The 18062-nt window shown below is 38.0% G+C and carries 17 protein-coding genes; 4 read left to right on the forward strand and 13 right to left on the reverse strand.

What is annotated here, in order from left to right:
• Positions 1-179: 179 nt before the first annotated feature.
• The 7 genes from ACLTU0_RS05740 to ACLTU0_RS05770 form a co-directional block, all read right to left on the reverse strand.
• Positions 180-842: a M48 family metallopeptidase gene (locus ACLTU0_RS05740; RefSeq protein WP_412321631.1), complete on the reverse strand. Its 663-nt coding sequence runs from the start codon at positions 840-842 to the stop codon at positions 180-182.
• Between the two features lie 104 nt (positions 843-946).
• Positions 947-2581 (reverse strand): class I adenylate-forming enzyme family protein, encoded by a 1635-nt coding sequence (locus tag ACLTU0_RS05745; RefSeq protein WP_412321632.1) that lies wholly within the window; start codon positions 2579-2581, stop codon positions 947-949.
• 18 nt (positions 2582-2599) lie between these two features.
• Positions 2600-4183 (reverse strand): sodium:solute symporter family transporter, encoded by a 1584-nt coding sequence (locus tag ACLTU0_RS05750; protein WP_337599582.1) that lies wholly within the window; start codon positions 4181-4183, stop codon positions 2600-2602.
• 252 nt (positions 4184-4435) lie between these two features.
• Positions 4436-4726, reverse strand: a complete 291-nt coding sequence (locus ACLTU0_RS05755; RefSeq protein ID WP_022229774.1) for a hypothetical protein — start codon at positions 4724-4726, stop codon at positions 4436-4438.
• 198 nt (positions 4727-4924) lie between these two features.
• Complete coding sequence (locus ACLTU0_RS05760; RefSeq protein ID WP_022229773.1) at positions 4925-7084, reverse strand: ATP-binding protein; 2160 nt, start codon at positions 7082-7084, stop codon at positions 4925-4927.
• Positions 7077-7895: a substrate-binding periplasmic protein gene (locus ACLTU0_RS05765; protein ID WP_022229772.1), complete on the reverse strand. Its 819-nt coding sequence runs from the start codon at positions 7893-7895 to the stop codon at positions 7077-7079. Before ACLTU0_RS05765 ends, ACLTU0_RS05760 begins: the two co-directional genes overlap by 8 nt.
• Before the next feature lie 85 nt (positions 7896-7980).
• A complete protein-coding gene (locus tag ACLTU0_RS05770) occupies positions 7981-8439 on the reverse strand; it encodes a hypothetical protein (RefSeq protein WP_022229771.1) in 459 nt (152 codons plus the stop codon).
• Between the two features lie 177 nt (positions 8440-8616).
• On the opposite strand from ACLTU0_RS05770, the gene ACLTU0_RS05775 reads away from it, so the two are divergent.
• On the forward strand, positions 8617-9120 hold the full coding sequence (locus ACLTU0_RS05775) for a phosphatase PAP2 family protein (protein ID WP_022229770.1): 504 nt from the start codon (positions 8617-8619) through the stop codon (positions 9118-9120).
• Here ACLTU0_RS05775 and ACLTU0_RS05780 read toward each other — a convergent pair.
• On the reverse strand, positions 9115-10377 hold the full coding sequence (locus ACLTU0_RS05780; RefSeq protein ID WP_337599583.1) for a glycoside hydrolase family 27 protein: 1263 nt from the start codon (positions 10375-10377) through the stop codon (positions 9115-9117). The two genes, ACLTU0_RS05775 and ACLTU0_RS05780, sit on opposite strands and share 6 nt — an antisense overlap.
• Positions 10378-10573: 196 nt before the next feature.
• Here ACLTU0_RS05780 and ACLTU0_RS05785 point away from each other — a divergent pair, with 196 nt between their 5' ends.
• Together ACLTU0_RS05785 and ACLTU0_RS05790 are read left to right on the forward strand one after the other, a co-directional pair.
• Complete coding sequence (locus ACLTU0_RS05785) at positions 10574-11392, forward strand: AraC family transcriptional regulator (protein ID WP_412321633.1); 819 nt, start codon at positions 10574-10576, stop codon at positions 11390-11392.
• Positions 11393-11415: 23 nt separating this feature from the next.
• Complete coding sequence (locus ACLTU0_RS05790) at positions 11416-13242, forward strand: hypothetical protein (RefSeq protein ID WP_412321634.1); 1827 nt, start codon at positions 11416-11418, stop codon at positions 13240-13242.
• A gap of 283 nt (positions 13243-13525) precedes the next feature.
• Here the strand turns inward: ACLTU0_RS05790 and ACLTU0_RS05795 are convergent, their stop codons facing one another.
• The 5 genes from ACLTU0_RS05795 to ACLTU0_RS05815 all read right to left on the reverse strand — a co-directional run bounded on the left by ACLTU0_RS05795 (position 13526) and on the right by ACLTU0_RS05815 (position 14920).
• Positions 13526-13930: a TerB family tellurite resistance protein gene (locus tag ACLTU0_RS05795; protein ID WP_412321635.1), complete on the reverse strand. Its 405-nt coding sequence runs from the start codon at positions 13928-13930 to the stop codon at positions 13526-13528.
• Between the two features lie 32 nt (positions 13931-13962).
• Positions 13963-14214: a hypothetical protein gene (locus ACLTU0_RS05800; protein WP_412321636.1), complete on the reverse strand. Its 252-nt coding sequence runs from the start codon at positions 14212-14214 to the stop codon at positions 13963-13965.
• A gap of 174 nt (positions 14215-14388) precedes the next feature.
• Positions 14389-14595: a hypothetical protein gene (locus ACLTU0_RS05805; protein ID WP_412321637.1), complete on the reverse strand. Its 207-nt coding sequence runs from the start codon at positions 14593-14595 to the stop codon at positions 14389-14391.
• A gap of 2 nt (positions 14596-14597) precedes the next feature.
• Complete coding sequence (locus ACLTU0_RS05810) at positions 14598-14801, reverse strand: hypothetical protein (protein ID WP_412321640.1); 204 nt, start codon at positions 14799-14801, stop codon at positions 14598-14600.
• Positions 14720-14920, reverse strand: coding sequence for a MarR family transcriptional regulator (locus ACLTU0_RS05815; protein WP_412321638.1), 201 nt, complete (start codon positions 14918-14920; stop codon positions 14720-14722). The genes ACLTU0_RS05810 and ACLTU0_RS05815 overlap by 82 nt, the downstream gene beginning before the upstream one ends.
• 682 nt (positions 14921-15602) lie before the next feature.
• Here ACLTU0_RS05815 and ACLTU0_RS05820 point away from each other — a divergent pair.
• Positions 15603-17987 carry a phosphoketolase gene (locus tag ACLTU0_RS05820; protein ID WP_412321639.1) on the forward strand — a complete coding sequence of 795 codons (2385 nt, stop codon included), beginning with the start codon at positions 15603-15605 and terminating at the stop codon, positions 17985-17987.
• Positions 17988-18062: the final 75 nt, after the last annotated feature.

Here is an 18062-nt window from a genome sequence, read left to right on the forward strand (position 1 = left end):
GTTAAAATACCACACGCAAGAACTGTACAAATAAACTTTTTCATAATTAATCTTCCTTTCCATACATAACCAAATTGTTTTTAACCTTAAATATTTTTTTGCTTTTTTGAGGTCCTCATATATAAAACAAACGGTCAAAGGAAAACGTTGCATTTTTAAAAAATTTTTTTTAAAAAATTTTATATCCAGTTATCTTGCTGTATTCTTACCGATAAATTTCTTAAATACACTCTTGCAGATTTATAATTCGGATAATATTTACCGACCAAGTTCCAAAAATTCTTACCGTGATTTTTTTCTTTTATATGTGCGATTTCGTGCACGACAACGTAATCTATCACATCAATATCCGCCATAACAAGTTTCCAAGTGAAGTTGATACTGTTCTTTCCGCTGCACGAACCCCACCTTGTATTTGCGGACGTTATACCGAATTTGGTTGAATACAAGCCCATAATCTGCTCATATTTGTGCAGTCGTTCGGCTATTATTTCTTTTGCTTTTTGTTTATAAAACTTCTCTAAAACGATATAAACGTATCTTTCGTCACTGCTCGGATGTACAAAAAATTTATCGTCGTACATACCCTCTTTGCTTTCGGAAACAACAATTTCATACTCTTTACCCAAGTACAAAATCTTGCTTCCGTTACCAATCAACACGCTCTTTCTGTTACGCATCAATTCAAGTTTTTCGTTTATCCACTTTTCTTTTTCACAGATAAACCGTTCAATATCCACTTTGCGTACACGCTTGTTACAACGCACTTCCACTCTTGCGTCTTTCGTTATGTATATCGCAAGTGTTTTTCGATTTGTATATTTAATTTCATAATCCACCATTATAACTCACATCTTTTTCACATATTATTTACAGACAGTATAATACAAACTCAAAAATTTTGCAACAAAAAAGGTGTCATAGCGACACCTTCCTTTAATTAATCTTAATTTTCAATTTGTTTTGCGACAACGCTTTCACCGCAATAAATTTCACGAAGTTTCGGTTTCTCTATTTTACCCGTAGGATTTCTCGGAACGTCTGCAAAAATAAACTTATGCGGTCTTTTATATCTCGGTAATTCCTTGCAGAAATCTTCGATTTCTGCCTCCGTACAGACGTGGTCAGGCTTTAATTCAATAATTGCCGCCGCAATCTCGCCCAATCTCGTATCAGGCAAACCGATAACGGCTACGTCCTTAATTGCATCATGTTTTCTTAAAAAGTCCTCAATCTGTACCGGATACAAGTTTTCGCCGCCCGAAATGATAACGTCTTTCGCTCTGTCAACAAGGTAAATAAATCCGTCCTCGTCCTCTTTCGCAACATCACCCGTCAAAAGCCAACCGTCCTTTAACACTTCATCGGTAGCCTTTTTATCATTATAATAGCAACGCATTACGCCCGGACCTTTTACGCAAAGTTCGCCGACTTCGCCTTGCTTAACGGTATTGCCGTCTTTATCGACAATCTTAACTTCCCAACCGTAACCGGCTTTACCGATTGCACCGACTTTATGTATATTCTCAACGCCAAGATGTACACAACCGGGTCCGATTGATTCGCTAAGACCGTAGTTTGTATCATACTGATGATTAGGAAAATACTTCTTCCATCTCTTGATAAGACTCGGCGGAACAGGTTGCGCACCTATGTGCATTAATCGCCATTGGTCAAGTTTGTATTTGTCAAGTTTTACTTCACCGCTTTCAATCGCATCAAGTATATCCTGTGCCCACGGCACTAAAAGCCATACTATTGTACATTCTTCTTCCGACACAGCCTGTAAAATCCATTCAGGCTTTATACCCTTTAGAAGTACGGCTTTACCGCCCGAAATAAGACTTCCGAACCAGTGCATTTTTGCACCCGTATGGTAAAGCGGAGGTATGCACAAAAATACATCATTATGAGTTTGTCCGTGATGTTTTTGTTCAACATTTGCGGAATGAACAAGGCTTCTGTGTGCGTGTAAAATCGCTTTCGGGAAACCTGTTGTTCCCGATGAAAAATATATTGCGGCATTATCGTCGTCAGTTATTTCAACATCAGGCTTAATACTACGCATAAATTTAACAAGATAGTCATAGCTCTCCGCAAATGTAGGACATTCCGCACCCACATAAAACGTCTGCTTTACGCCCGGTATTCTGTCGCTTATTTCCTCAACTCTGCCGATAAATTCAGGACCGAACACAAGCACATCAGCCTCTGCAAGTTCAAGACAATACTTAATCTCGTCAGCCGTATATCTGTAATTTAACGGCACAGCGATTGCTCCGGCTTTCAATATACCGAAGTATATCGGCAGCCATTCAAGACAGTTCATAAGAAGTATAGCAACCTTGTCGCCTTTTTTAATACCACGGCTTAGAAGCAAATTCGCAAATCGGTTTGACCTTTTGTCAAACTCTTTCCAAGTTATCTCGGTACGACCTGCCTCCATAGGGTTTGTTTCGATAAGAGAGTATTCTCTCCATGTAACCTTTGCGTGTTCCATAGCCTTTGGGTTAATCTCCACAAGGCTTACCTCATCACCGTACATTTGTGCGTTTTTTTCAAGTAGTTCAGTAATTGGCATTTTTATAATATCTCCTTTTTAATCCTCGTCGGCTGTCTTTGCAAACACTCCGTCAAGGAATTTATCATCATATTTTTTTGTAAACATTGATACAACAGGCACTGCTGCAAGTGACACAGCCATTGCGGCAACACCCATTTCAGGTGCTTTCTTTGCGGCAAGCTTGAATGCTTCGTATACAGTATCACAGCTTGCGGTATTCATTGATGTAAGCACGATTGTTGTAACCGCAACAGTCAAAAATCCAAGAATCATACCTGCCCAGGCACCTGCTTTTGTTGTTTTCTTTGAATAAATACCCCATATGTAAGGACCGATAAAACAGCCCGATACTATGCCCCAACTGAATGACATAATATTTACTATAATCGTAATGTTGCCCGTTGCGAATATGTATGAAAGTGCAACGAACAAAAGACAGAGTGCTCTTGTTAAAATCATTTGATTTTTTCCGCTGTAATTCTTATTCACTGCCGGAATTAAGTCAACCGAAATAGCCGATGCAGATGACAAAACGATTGATGAAAGCGTTGACATTGACGCCGACAACAAAAGAATAAGTATTACCGCAAGAATGATTGTTGTTACGATATTAGGGTCACCGAGTGCTGTAAGCAATGTGTTCGGAATAACCGCGTCAACTCCGCCTTCAGGCAGTTGGTTATTCAAAACAAGTCTTGAAAGCGAGCCGACAAAGTATGCACCCGCACCGATTATAAGTGCAAATACTGTTGAAATAACAGTCGCTTTATGAATTGATTTAATATCTTTAACCGCATAATATTTGCTAACCATTTGAGGAAGTCCCCATGTACCGAAACTTGTAAGCAAAATATTTACGCATAGGAATTTCCAATTTGCTCCGCCGTACCAGCTTGTAAGCTGAGCGCCCGTTATCTTGTCACCGTTATCGGCAACAGACGCAAGATTTGAGAAGAAGTGTGAAAAACCGCCTACGTTCGGATTTTTAACAATAGCAACTACCATTGCAAATACTCCGACAATCATAATTATGCCTTGTACAAAGTCGGTGTATGCCGTTGCGACATATCCGCCGAGAACAAGATAAATCGCCGTCAAAACTGCTATAACAAGCATCCATGTATTAACCGATACCGTTGGGAAAATCGTTGTGAACATTGAGCCGAGTCCTTTATAAACCGCCGCACTGTACGGTACAAGGAATACGAATATAATAATCGCGGCAAAGACTTTCATCTTTGTTGAATTAAATCGCCCTTCAAAAAATTCAGGCATAGTTTTTGATTTTAAAGTATGTGTCATCGTTCGTGTGCGTTTTGCCAAAAGCATCCACGCAAGCAGACAGCCGAATATCGCATTACCTATGCCTATCCAAATACTGCCCAAACCGATGTTCCAGCCATGCTGTCCCGCATAGCCTACAAAAATAACTGCCGAAAAATATGACGTACCGTATGCAAAAGCACTTACCCATGCACCGATTTTTCTGCCGCCAAGCAGAAATCCGTCCATTGTTTTCGTCTTTCTTGCACTGAATATACCTATTGCAATCATTATTAATGCAAAGATTATAAGTGCAATAACTGTAACAGTTTGCGTTTGATGTAAATTTTGTTCCATTTTTCTCCGTCCTTCCGTTTTACATAAAAATTTTGTTCTGTTTTTTACAGACTACTGTTCTACAACGCTACAAGGAATATTTTACTACATTTTAGACAAAAAATAAAGTCCTTTCGGCAAATTTGTTAATTGTGTGCAAAAATCTTAATCATATTTTGTACATTAAAGCATATATCAAATTGTAGATAAAACAGTTATGGCTTTATCTGCAATCAAAAATGCCACATCTTTCGATGTGGCATTTATTTTGTTTTAATCTTTAATATGTCCGCAAACAGTACACATTTGAACCCACGAAATTGACCATGTATCCGGATTTTCATATTCAACCCACTCGTATGTACAATCGTATGTTCCTACCAATGTAAACGGATCATCGCAATTCGGATTACTGCAGCGGTATGCTACCTGGTGCTTGTCATTTCCGATGTATGGATACTCATAAGTTTTTTTGTACTCCGATCCGCAATCACAGGCAAATGCCGATACACTCGCCAACATCATTCCCGCTGCCAACATTCCTGAAACAATTTTCTTTAACATAGTAAACACACTCCTTTGTAAATTAAATAATTTAAGTATTTTTTGGATAGCTTTACCTGTTATCTGTATATATAATAGCATATATTACTTAATTTGTAAATACTCATTTGTTAATTTTTACCTTTTATACAGTTTTTATTGGAATTATTTGTATATAATGTACAAAAAAGCAGATACAACACAGTATCTGCTTTTTTATTATTCTTCTTTCAAATATTTCGCAATCGTTTTAATAATAACAGTCGATTCAAGCGGTTTTGCAAGATGTTCATTCATACCTGCCTCAACAGCTCTGAGACGATCCTCCGAAAACGCATTTGCAGTCATTGCGATAATCGGTATTGTCTTTGCGTCCTCTCTGCTCATTGAGCGTATAATTCGTGTTGCAGCCAATCCGTCAACGCCCGGCATCATAACGTCCATCAATATAATGTCAATTTCTCCGACTTCAGATTTTTCAAAAATCTCTATTGCCTCTTGACCGTTTGACGCTTTTATTACCACCGCGCCGACTGATGAAAGCACAAATTCCGTAATCTCCATATTAAGGTCATTATCTTCCGCAACAAGCACGCGTACTCCCTCTATGGAAACATTATGTTCTTCCTCTGTCGGTTCTTCGATATGAACGCAATCATCAATCTTAAACGGAATTTTCAATCTGAAAGTAGTTCCGACATTTTTTTCACTTTCAAATTCAATATTGCCACCCATTGTTTCAACAAGGCTTTTCGCAATCGGCATACCAAGACCGGTACCGCCGAACGAACTTCTTGCACTGTTAAATTCCTGTGCGAACGGCTCAAAAATATGTTCCTGAAATTCCTTACTCATTCCGATACCTGTATCCTTACAAATAAATTCAATCAGCGCCACATTACCGATACAACTCACCTCTCGGCAATCAAGTATAATCTTGCCATTGTACCTGTTATACTTAACGGCATTGCTCAATATGTTCATAAGCATACGCTTTATATGTATAGGACTTCCGATCAAGTTCCAATGTTCAATCTGATAATCGCATTGAACAATTTCAAGCTGATGTTCTTTCGACTGTTTCTCGACCACATTAACAATGTCACCAAGCAACTTTTTTAAATTAAATTCACGTTCTTCAAGAAGAATTTCGCCGGATTCAAGTTTACCCATATCAAGTACTTCATTAATCAATTCAAGCAACAATCCGGACGCGTCCCATATCTTTTTACGACATTCCTCCTGTTTTTGCAAATCATCACTGTAATAATCCGCAAGCTCTATCATACCGCGTATACCGTTTATCGGCGTGCGAATATCGTGGCTCATTCGCTGTAAAAATTCCGTCTTTGCAGTGTTTGCCTGTTCTGCCTTTTTCGCTGATTCCATAAGCTTTTCCTTGTATTCCTTCTCACGTTTATTCTGTTCAACAAGGTACTTTCTTTCCGAACTCTGCTTGATAAGTTGGATAATAATAAGCAATGTTATATACATTGCAAGCGCATAGAGTATATTTCTCGGTACAATTTCAAAAACCGTACATTCCGGCAGATACACATATATATAGTAATCTCTGCTCTTATCCATACTGCCGTAATAGCCTTCAAACTTATTCTGTACTCTAACCAATTTGCCGATTTTACCGTTATTTCTCAGTTTTCTGACAACCTCGTTTTCTTTAACGTTTTTACCTACCATACTTTCATCGTTAGACGCCACTATTTTGTGTCCGTCTGTTATTGCGATTATTCCGTCACGATATGTATCATATCCCGAAAGTAAGCTTTGCACAGTAAGGTTATAATTTTTTGCATACTCAGCGTTAGTATGATGAAATCCAACTATCACACCTGTTTTATCAATTCTTCCCTGTGACGCTAAGTTGACATACGAACCGTCAGCAAAATCAATATGTGCCGTATAAGTCTTTTTCGGATATTTTGCAACGTCAAGCACTGCAGTTTTTTGTATATATTTTTTCAAGCTTTCGGAATTTAATCCGTCACTGCTGCACTCTTCTTCGACTTTGCCGTTTTCGTCCATTACTATAATACCTGTCAGACGTTGTTCAGACGCATATTTTTTCAACGCTTCCACATCAAGCTCCGAACCGCAAAACTCTATATCTCGATTTACCTGTTGCGTATTTACTATAACTCTCATAAGCGTTTTTGTTTCCGTTGCGTCATTGTATCTTGCATATATTGAGCATTGAGTTTTAACATAGCTTATAGTAGAATTGACTTGAGATTTAGCTGCTTTTTTGTCGACCTGTGCAGAACCGACAAATACAATTATCAAAAAAATAATTCCGAATATAATTTCTTTATACCAAAAACTTTTACCGCTGCGGACATTTTCAAACTTTTTATCATTCAAGGCTGTCCACCTCCAAATACTTATAGGCATTGGAAAGATATTTGCTTACGATAATCTCCATTGTGCCGTCTTTCTGCATTTCATCAAACTTTTCGGATAATTTTTCTTCAATTCCTCTATCGTCATTTATAGCAAATGCCGCACCGATTCCCGTAACAAATATGCTCTCGTCTAAAATTCTGTAATCCATATCATAATCCTGCATATATTGTCTTATCGCCGTTTCGTGTGCCGAAATCGCGTCAACATACCCTTTTCCCAAGTATGTGTATATCTGCTCCCTGTCCTCTAAACTGAACACCTCTTTTACTTCGGGAATTTTACTGTCGGTACGGTTTAGAAAAATTTCCTCAGGCTTTGTAGTGGATTGAACCGCAATAATTTTACCTTCAAGGTCACTCAAAGAATATATATTACTGCTTTTATTGACCGCCACCACTTGTCGGCTGACCATATACGGTTTTGTCCACTTATAATCGTTCTCACGTCCTTTGATTGAAAAACAGCCCCAAATACAATCTATATCGCCGTTTTCAACTAAATTCTTTTTATCTTCCCATTCAATATTTACAAATTCGACACGGTAGCCCAATCTTTTAAAAGCCTCGGTAGCAATATCAACATCAATACCTGTCGGATTTCCGTTCTCGTCCATATAATTGAAAGGAGGATAATTGTCGCTGCCTACCACAATTTTAGGTGCATTTTTGCCGATTTCTTTTTCTGTATCCTGCTTTTTATCGCAGCCGCATAACATACAACCTATAAGACAGACGATTATTAATGATATGATTGACCTTTTGCCCCCCATTTTTACCTCCCTTAATCGCATAGAATATCCAAATAGTTTTAGTTAATTAATATTATACCTGTTTTGACATAAAAAGTCAATATCTTCATTCTTCTGTAACCACTCCATCTACACCGTTTTCAATTAAATAGTCATTACATTCCCAAATACTCTTGTTTGCTCTTATACACGTCATAATTATATAATCCCGTTTAAATCTCGGATACAATGCACAAAGTCCTGCCAAACGTAATAGCAGTTGAGTTTCGTCTTCGGTAAACGATAATCCGAACGCAAGTTGCAAAAGTTTATCTCGTGACGGTTTCTTTATCTGCCCGATACGCAGTTTGTTTATGTAATTAGGCTCTAAATTACTTAAATCCGCAATCTGTGCCGTTGTTATGCGTTTTTCATTTATCATTTTCACAATAAAATCCGTTAATGTGTAATCAACAAAATACGGCTTGGTATCTTCGTCAAATTCAAAAAGTTCACTTTCACCGTTTGACATTTTCCTCGTATCCACCGATACCCGCTCGCCTAATTTTGTTGTCCTAAACCCCATTTTTCTCGCTCCTTTCGCTGTTTATTTTCATTATATATTAGTTAAATTTTGCTGTCAAGAATAACGCACTTTATAAAAATTTTAAAAATTCTTTAGATTTATATGCTATCAGATTTTACATTTGTATGATAAAATCATCTTATAAAACAAATGAATTTTAGAAAGAAGTGTGATTTTATGATACAGACAGTTGATTTTCTGATTTTGGACTTAATTCAAAATAAATTACGTTGTAAATTCTTAGATTCGTTAATGATAAAATGCTCATCACTCGGTGACGGAGGTATAATCTGGATAGCAATATCATTTCTATTAATCTGTTATAAAAAATACCGACAAGCAGGTGTTCTCATACTTGTCGGTCTTATTATGGGCGTGTTAATCGGCAACTGTTTACTTAAAAACATTATCTGCCGTCCTCGTCCTTGTTGGATAAACCGTGCGGTATCGCTTTTAATTCCGATACCGTACGACTATTCATTTCCGTCTTGCCATACTATGTCATCATTCATTGCCGCAGCCGTTTTGTTGCACACTGATATAATGTTTGCGTATCCCGCATTTTTGTTGGCAAGTGTCATTGCGTTTTCAAGATTATATCTATACATTCACTATCCGTCCGATATTATCGGCGGAATTGCGTTAGGTACAATTATCGCACACTTCGTATGCTCATTATAGCACGATTTCAAACAATTTCACACCGTGCGGCGGAACAGTTGAAATGATTGTATTATCGTTTAGTTCTGCCTTTTTATTTTCCCATACTTCGGTTATTTTTACATTCTCGTTCGGCATAATACCCACGAACGCCAAATCGGTTTTTGCGGTAATTTCTTCTTCACCGATATTGAATTGAGCAACGTAATATTTACCGTCTTTTCCGTTTGCCGCCCAAACGATTTCATTGCCTTTTCTGTAAACCTCTCTGCCGGCATAACCGTTTTGGTCGATTTCGATAATCGTTTTGTTTGTAATAAGTGACAGCGTAAATTCATCGTTATACACCATATCGCCGCCAAACATCAACGGTGAACGGAACATACTCCAAAGAGTCATCATCATTCGTTGTTCGTCACGCGTGAAATTAGTCATTCTGTCACCGCCATGCGAACGAATACCTATTCTGCCGAGCGGCAGCATATCGCAGTCGGGATAACCGCCGTCACACACATACGGAAACCAATTACGGCAATAGTCAAACATCTTTTTAAGCTGTTCCCAACCGTCCCAAAAATCATCGGTCATTCGCCACATATGTGCATATTCATTAAGGTGTTTCGCCTCTTTAAGCGGTGCTTCACCGGGTGAAAGCGATAAAATTATATCACGGCCGCTTGCCTGTATCGCATTTTGTACACCCTCAATTTCCGACTTGTGATACGGTCTTGCAATATCGTCTACCTTTATAAAATCCACACCCCATTCGGCGTACATTTTGATTATCGAATTATAATATTCCTGTGCACCGTCACGGCTCATATCAACACCGCACATATCGCTGTTCCAATCACATACACTTCCGAAATCGGCTATTTCCGCCGCCGTATGAGTTGTACCCAAAATCTTTGTGTTCTGTCTTACCGCCTGTTTCGGAATACCTCTTAAAATATGTATACCGAATTTCAATCCAAGACTGTGTATATAATCGGCAAGCGGTTTAAAGCCCTTTCCGCCCTCTGCCGATGGAAAACGATTTACCGCAGGCATAAGACGTGAATACTCATCCATTATAAGCGATGCGTCTTTGTTGTAATCCGCACTTTTTGCGTTCGGCTCAAACCACTGTATGTCAACAACCACATACTCCCAACCGAACTCCTTTAAATTTTTCTCCATATACTCCGCATTACGTCTTACTTCCTCCTCCGTAACGCTCGCACCGTAACAATCCCAACTGTTCCACCCCATAGGCGGCTTTGTCAATTTTGCTTTCATAATACCATAATCCTTTCCGAATAAATAATTAATTTAATTATACCATTTATTTAAAGTAAATCAAGAATTGTTTCATTTTGAAAGTGAAACAATTTTGATATTTATTGCTCTGAAATGTGATATTGCTATTGAAAATTTGATTATCATAATATACAATCAAAATATCGAAAAACATTTTGAAAGGAGTGGAAAATTTATGGAGGTATTACAGTCCAACACTGCCGACAACATTTATTTTTGGATTGAGGACAGAGATCAAGGCAACGTCAATCCGATATACGAATCACACGGTGCGTATGAAATTTATATTGTCTGCAACGGTGAACGGCGTATGTATTTAGGTAACGTGCTTTACAAAGTCGTCACAGGTGACGCGCTTATGATTCCTGCCTCAACTCCGCACAGAAGTTTCGGAGACGGTACTTTTTTGGGAATATGTATAGAATTTTCGGACGCATACATAAAAGAGCATTTTACTAAATCGCAATACTACAAAATAACGGAATGTTTCAAAACTCCGCTTATATCGCTCCCTCCCGACTTACTCCCGATTATCCGCACATATTCGCTCACTGCTTACAACAACGTTGATATGCGTAACGACTGTATGCTTGCAATAGTTGACATATTGTACAAGCACATTCCTTTCAGCAATCCGAATGCCAAACGCACATTCGATTCCGATTTATCAACAATCGGAAATTACATACAGAAAAACTACCTTGAAATCAAAGGACTTGACGCTCTTTCGGAGCATTTCGGCATAACAAAAAGTCATCTTTGCCGTGTATTCAAAGAACACACAGGCATTACGATTACTCACTATATAAATGCGCTCAAAATTCAACGCGCATGTCTGCTTTTATGCGAGTCAAAAATTCCGATACACGATATTTATAAAATGTGCGGTTACGACAACAGTCAGTATTTTAACCGCGTATTTAAGAAAATAAAAGAAGTCACTCCTAATCAATTCAGGCAACAAAGCCGTGCGATAAAGATGTGGAAATATTAATAATAAAAGAAAGGATTAATTTTATGAAAGAATTGATAAACGCAAACGATAAATACAAAATGAATTGGATTGAGGGAAACACCGAATGGGGTACGGTTAAATGCCCTAAAGGCATTTCCGTAAACAAGACTTCCTCTCAATCAGGCGATATAATCACAGAGCGATACACGTTCACGAACACCACCGACAAGGACATTTTTACGTCACTGAAAGATATTTCGATATACACACCTTTTAATGATGATTACACCTGCGGTGCTAAAGCGTGTATGACGACAAAATGTCACACACATATTTGGTGTGGCGAAAATATTTCGTATGTTATGTGTCTTAGAATGGGTGGCGAAGCTCCACACCTCGGACTTGTGCTGACCGATGGAAGTCTTTCAGGTTACAGTGTCGAGCGTGATTTTGAAAAAATCAGCAACGACAGAGGTGATTTTATTCTTCACCCGTCACCTGTCGCACTTGTGCCGAATGAAAGTTTTACGATTGAATGGAAATTATTTTGGCATAACGGCAAAAACGATTTTTACAGCAAAGTTAATCAACTATGCAATTGCTTTATCAATGTTTCGGCTGAAAATTTCGTACTGTTCAGCGGTGAAAATATCAATATAACCGTTTCACCTAACTTTGATTTTTCTGAGGTGCAAATCAGAGAAAATAACAAATCTGTTGACTACAAAATCGAAAACAATGAAATTGTCATTTCAACAAAAGCCGATACACCGAAAAAGTATTCATATTCGATAAATATTGACGATGTTGTTACTCACTGCAACATTTTGGTCTTGCCTTGTTTTGATGAACTTGCTAAAAACAGATGTCATTTTATCGCTGAAAATCAGCAATACAACAATCCGAAAAGCAAGCTTGACGGTGCATATCTTATCTATGACAATGAGGAAAAGCATATATATTATAATCGTGAATACGACTTTAACGGAGGTCGTGAGCGTGTCGGTATGGGAGTGCTTATTGCAAAATATCTGCAAAATCACAATGACGAAGTACTTTTAAATAGTCTTAAAAAGTACATAAAATACGTACAAAACAACCTTGTTTGCATCGAAACAGGCGAGGTGTTCAATGACTACAATTACGATAATTCCTTTACCCGCCTTTACAATTATCCGTGGTTCAGCTTGTTTTATATTGAACTTTACAAATTGTTTGGGGACAAAAATATGCTTGAAATTGCGTATAAGATTATGTTGTTTTTTTACAATCAAGGCGGTGAGCATTTTTATGCTATTGAAGTGCCGATTGTAAAACTTGTTGAGTGTTTAAGAGAAAGCGGTATGACTGATATGGCGGATAATATGATTGCATGGTTTAAAAAACATGCCGATTATATCGCCGAAACAGCACTTGATTATCCCGCACACGAAGTAAATTATGAGCAGAGCATAGTCGCACCGGCGACGAACATTTTACTTCAAACATATATTGTTACAAATGAGAATAAGTATCTTGACGCTGCAAAAATTCAACTTGATGTACTAGAACTTTTTAACGGCTTACAGCCCGACTGTCATTTGTACGAAACCGCCATACGTCATTGGGACGGTTATTGGTTCGGCAAATGTCGACTGTACGGCGATACTTTCCCACATTATTGGAGTGCGCTTACAGGTAATGCGTATAGCGATTACGGCGATATTATAGGCTCAAACGAGTATAAAAAAAGAGCGGATTATTCTCACCGCTCCGTGCTTAGTCTACTGAACTCCGACGGCACCGCCACTTGTGCATACGTCTACCCTACCTCGATAAACGGTATATCCGCAAACTACGCCGACCCATATGCAAACGATCAAGATTGGGGATTGTATTTTATGATGTAACTCAAAATAAAACTTTGAGCCTGTCAATAAAATATCGACAGGCTCAAAAAATTACATTAACACAATCTTACATTCATATTTGGAACATACTGAAGATGCCGGTAATTTAATATTTTTTTGAATGCAAATACATGTTGCATTACTGTCAAGTTCCCACAAATTCATTCTTGGATTTCTGGGATTGATATATGCGTTTGTAGGATCATACCAATACTTACAAAAAGCACATTTTTTACACGTTTTAACGTTTATTGTTTTCATCATAATTCTTCACCTTCTAAATTTACCATTCAACAAAGTCTTCCAACGTTTTTGTATATTTTACTATATTTGAAATAATATCGATCGCCTGCTCTGATACTTCTTCAGGAATTTCTAACAGTCTTCTGACTTGTTCAACAAATACATTTTCCTCATCTGTGAATTCTTCATCAACGAAAGCAAGAGATATAAGTTCTATAAAAATAATCTTTTTCTCATTGTTTGTTGCTGAAGTTCTTATTGTTTGACATACTTCTTCAAAGCTTAATTCTTCCGTATAATCATTATTATCTATTCCCATTTCTGCACACTGTGTATCTATTAACTTTTTTTCGATATCACTGAAAAAACCGTCAGATTTGGCTAAATATAATGACAAATCCAAGTAATATTTCTTGCTTTTATCTGATAATTTCATAAGTAACATTTTATATAATACCTCCGAAAAATTGTTTTGGTTTAATAATTGTCTTCATCATTACTATTTCCTGATGCCGATTCCAATAATGAAAAAATTCCGTTAATAATTAATGTAGCGTTCTCGTGGCGACGTTGTCTTTTGGCTTCCTCCTGCCTTTTTTGTTCTAATTCCAACTGTTGCTCATATGCCTCCTGTCTGTTTCGTCTTTCCATTTCCACTCTTTCTTCCTCTGCACTGCCATCTATTGCGGCTCCAATCAAAGCTGCAGCCAATTCACCAAAAAGTCCCATAATACTCACACCTTTCTTAATTTTGCAATGATTAAATTTAATTATTTTGATAATTATATCATATTTTGTCGATAAAGTATCGGACTGTCAGTGTTATATTAAAAAATATGACTGTACTGTTAATGTAGTACAGCCATATTTTATCATACTTTTACTTTTCTGAAATACAATTTTCTAAAATAGTACACGCTCATTGCAAATGACAGAAATTCGTCTATCGGCATTGACCGCCACACGCCGTCCAAGCCTTGCCACGAACAGTCCGTCAACAGTCGTGTAAATACTCATAAATACCATTGACAAAATCGTCGGCAATGAAAATCCGATTAACATTTTTAAATGTATCGGACGATTTAAAACATCTTGATTATTTTTACTCATTTTTATCCTTTCAATATAACACCTTTAAAACAGGTAACATACTTTTTTGTAAGCGACATAAGCGTTTCATGTTCATCTTCGCTTAACTTCTCCATTGCTTTGTTTTCGTTTTCTTTGACTTTTTCTAATATTTCTTCAGTGTCTTTTCGGTTAGGTGAATTGTCTTGTTCCGCCTGTCCTGCGGCATTTCCTCTAACATAATCCAACCGTTTTTGTAAAAAGACGTTACCACCGCATTAACGGTCTGCTTAGGTATAAAACAATATTCACATAACTTCTTTTGCATGCAGTTTTCAATTTCATAAATTTCATACAGAATAATCAACCCCGTATATGACAGTCCTACAGACTTCGCATATTCCTCATATACCGCACCGACATAGTCCGCCTCCGTTTAGTACAATTTCAGATAGTCTGATTTTGTACTATTGTGGCATAATATTTTTGACATTCTCAAGTGAAAGATAATAAAAAAATTCAGCTCCGTATTAACGGAGCTGAATTTTTTATTTTCAAATTTTACATTCTGCTGATGTCTATTATGACTATTATAACCGTAACTATCATCGCCAATAACTTTACCATTATCTGTTCTCCATGTTCCGTCCCTTACAGGGGTTATTCGTTTTTACACTACCTTTGATGATTTACATTTTCCGCCGCTGCTTTTATTGCATTTAAACTCTGCTCAAGATTTTGTTCTATCGTTCCGATATTTTTCATTTGAATTATGTTCAAATATTACATATTTCAGAAATCACCAACAAGCTTAACAAAAGCAAGTCGATAAAGCTTGTCTTTGTTGCTTTTTTTGTTAGAAACACGCAACAAAAAAGTGAACAGTTATATCCCAAAAACAAAGGCTAATCTTGTCAAAATAAGCATTGACAAATATTTAACACAGGCGTATAATTTAATCTTGGAGAGTAGTATGACAATTTTTAGACATTTAATTTTACGGCTTGGGAATAAAATTGCCATGTAAAAAAAACGGAGGGAGAATTTTTATGAATTCAAATGATTGTTTGGAAAAACAGCCATTATGCGACGAAATGCTTACAAAAATGAACGCATGGTGGAGAGCTGCGAACTATCTTGCGGCAGGTCAACTTTACTTACTTGACAACCCTCTTTTGAGAGAGCCTCTTAAAAGAGAACACGTAAAGCACAAAATAGTAGGTCACTGGGGTACAGTGCCGGGTCAAAACTTTGTTTACACTCACTTAAACAGAGTTATTAAGCGTTACGACCTTGATATGATTTACATTTCAGGTCCGGGACACGGCGGTAACTTTATGGTGGCAAATACATATATGGAAGGCTCTTATTCGGAAGTATATCCGAACGTAAGCCAAGATACAGAGGGTATGAAAAAACTGTTTAAGCAGTTCTCATTCCCGGGCGGTATTTCAAGCCACGTTGCACCCGAAACACCGGGTTCAATCAACGAAGGCGGTGAGCTTGGTTACTCACTTGCACACGCATTCGGTTCGGTATTCGATAATCCCGATCTTATCACTGCTTGTGTTGTCGGTGACGGTGAGGCTGAAACAGGTCCTCTTGCAACAGCATGGCAATCAAACAAATTCCTAAACCCAATAAATGACGGTGCGGTATTACCTATACTTCACTTAAACGGATACAAAATTTCAAACCCAACAATTTTCTCGCGTATATCACACGAAGAAATCGAATCATTCTTCAAGGGATGTGGTTGGGAACCGTACTTTGTTGAGGGCGATGACCCTATAACAATGCACAAACTAATGGCAGAAACTATGGATACAGTAATCGAAAAGATTAAGGCAATCCAAAAAAATGCACGCGAAAACAATGACGCGTCACGTCCAAAGTGGCCTATGATCGTTCTTCGTACACCAAAGGGCTGGACAGGTCCAAAGGTTGTTGACGGAAATCAAATCGAAGGTACATTCAGAGCACACCAAGTCCCTATGGATATGTCAAAGCCGGAACATCTTGACCAGCTAAAAGAATGGATGTTAAGCTACAAACCCGAAGAATTATTCGACGAAAACGGCAGACTTGTTCCTGAAATCGCCGCACTTGCTCCTGAGGGCAATCACAGAATGGGTGCTAACCCACACGCAAACGGCGGTTTGCTTTTAAGAGATTTACGTATGCCTGATTTCAGAGATTATGCATTTGACGTACCGTTCCCTGGTTCTGTCGAGGGACAGGATATGATTGAGCTTGGCGGATTTGTTCGTGACATATTCAAACTAAACAAGGAAAGCAAAAACTTCCGCATATTCGGTCCTGACGAAACTATGTCAAACAGACTTGGCAAAGTATTTGAAGAAACAAACCGTGACTGGAACGGTGAAAAATACGACAATGACGAATTCCTTGCAACAGACGGCAGAGTTATGGACTCAATGCTTTCGGAACATATGTGTGAAGGTTGGCTTGAGGGCTATATTTTGACAGGTCGTCACGGTTTCTTTGCAAGTTACGAGGCATTTATCAGAATAATCGATTCAATGGCCGCACAGCATGCTAAATGGTTAAAGGTTACATCGGAACTTCCATGGCGTCAAAAGATTGCATCGCTAAACCTTATCTTGTCATCAAACGTATGGCAACAAGACCATAACGGTTTTACACACCAGGATCCGGGATTCCTTGACCATATTTCAAATAAGAAAGCAGATGTTGCAAGAATTTATCTTCCGCCGGATGCCAACTGCTTGCTATCATGCTTTGACCACTGTATCAGAAGTAAGAACTATGTAAACGTTCTTGTAACATCAAAGCACCCACGTCCGCAATGGCTTACAATGGAACAGGCTGTTAAGCACTGTACACAAGGTATCGGTATTTGGGATTGGGCATCAAACGATAAGGGTTGTGAACCTGATGTTGTACTTGCTTGCTGCGGTGATACACCGACACTTGAAATTCTTGCGGCAGCTACAATTCTTCATAAGAATATGCCTGATTTAAAGATTCGTGTCGTAAACGTAGTTGACCTTATGAAACTTCAACCACAGTCTGAACACCCTCACGGTCTTAGCGATGTTGAATACGATTCAATCTTTACAAAAGATAAGCCGATTATATTCGCGTTCCACGGTTACAGAAAACTTGTACACGAACTTACATATAACAGACATAACAGAAATCTTCACGTTTTCGGTTATATGGAAGAAGGTACAATCACTACTCCGTTCGATATGCGTGTTCAAAATGAAATCGACCGTTTCCACCTTGTTAAGGCAACTGTTGAAAGCTTGCCTCAACTTGGCAATAAGGGTGCATACCTAAATCAACTTATGTGCGATAAACTTGTTGAACATAAGCAATACATTGCCGAATACGGTCAGGACTTGCCTGAAGTTCGTAATTGGAAATGGGAATCAATTAACGACTAATATTATCAAAAAGCGATTACTTTGATGTGACCCCAAAAAGTTAGACTTTTTATAGCGTAGTAGTTTTAACGACTG

The sequence above is a fragment of the Hominilimicola sp. genome (genome assembly GCF_046972485.1).
GTDB lineage: Bacteria > Bacillota > Clostridia > UBA1381 > UBA1381 > Hominilimicola > Hominilimicola fabiformis.

Bases quoted from the DNA above. Each gene is read 5' to 3' on its own strand.
- ACLTU0_RS05820 (WP_412321639.1), top strand. From the start codon at position 15,603: ATGAATTCAAATGATTGTTTGGAAAAACAGCCATTATGCGACGAAATG.
- ACLTU0_RS05780 (WP_337599583.1), bottom strand. From the start codon at position 10,377: ATGAAAGCAAAATTGACAAAGCCGCCTATGGGGTGGAACAGTTGGGAT.
- ACLTU0_RS05740 (WP_412321631.1), bottom strand. From the start codon at position 842: ATGGTGGATTATGAAATTAAATATACAAATCGAAAAACACTTGCGATA.
- ACLTU0_RS05745 (WP_412321632.1), bottom strand. From the start codon at position 2,581: ATGCCAATTACTGAACTACTTGAAAAAAACGCACAAATGTACGGTGAT.
- ACLTU0_RS05755 (WP_022229774.1), bottom strand. From the start codon at position 4,726: ATGTTAAAGAAAATTGTTTCAGGAATGTTGGCAGCGGGAATGATGTTG.
- ACLTU0_RS05775 (WP_022229770.1), top strand. From the start codon at position 8,617: ATGATACAGACAGTTGATTTTCTGATTTTGGACTTAATTCAAAATAAA.
- ACLTU0_RS05805 (WP_412321637.1), bottom strand. From the start codon at position 14,595: ATGAGTAAAAATAATCAAGATGTTTTAAATCGTCCGATACATTTAAAA.
- ACLTU0_RS05750 (WP_337599582.1), bottom strand. From the start codon at position 4,183: ATGGAACAAAATTTACATCAAACGCAAACTGTTACAGTTATTGCACTT.
- ACLTU0_RS05790 (WP_412321634.1), top strand. From the start codon at position 11,416: ATGAAAGAATTGATAAACGCAAACGATAAATACAAAATGAATTGGATT.
- ACLTU0_RS05800 (WP_412321636.1), bottom strand. From the start codon at position 14,214: ATGGGACTTTTTGGTGAATTGGCTGCAGCTTTGATTGGAGCCGCAATA.
- ACLTU0_RS05785 (WP_412321633.1), top strand. From the start codon at position 10,574: ATGGAGGTATTACAGTCCAACACTGCCGACAACATTTATTTTTGGATT.
- ACLTU0_RS05795 (WP_412321635.1), bottom strand. From the start codon at position 13,930: ATGTTACTTATGAAATTATCAGATAAAAGCAAGAAATATTACTTGGAT.
- ACLTU0_RS05765 (WP_022229772.1), bottom strand. From the start codon at position 7,895: ATGGGGGGCAAAAGGTCAATCATATCATTAATAATCGTCTGTCTTATA.
- ACLTU0_RS05770 (WP_022229771.1), bottom strand. From the start codon at position 8,439: ATGGGGTTTAGGACAACAAAATTAGGCGAGCGGGTATCGGTGGATACG.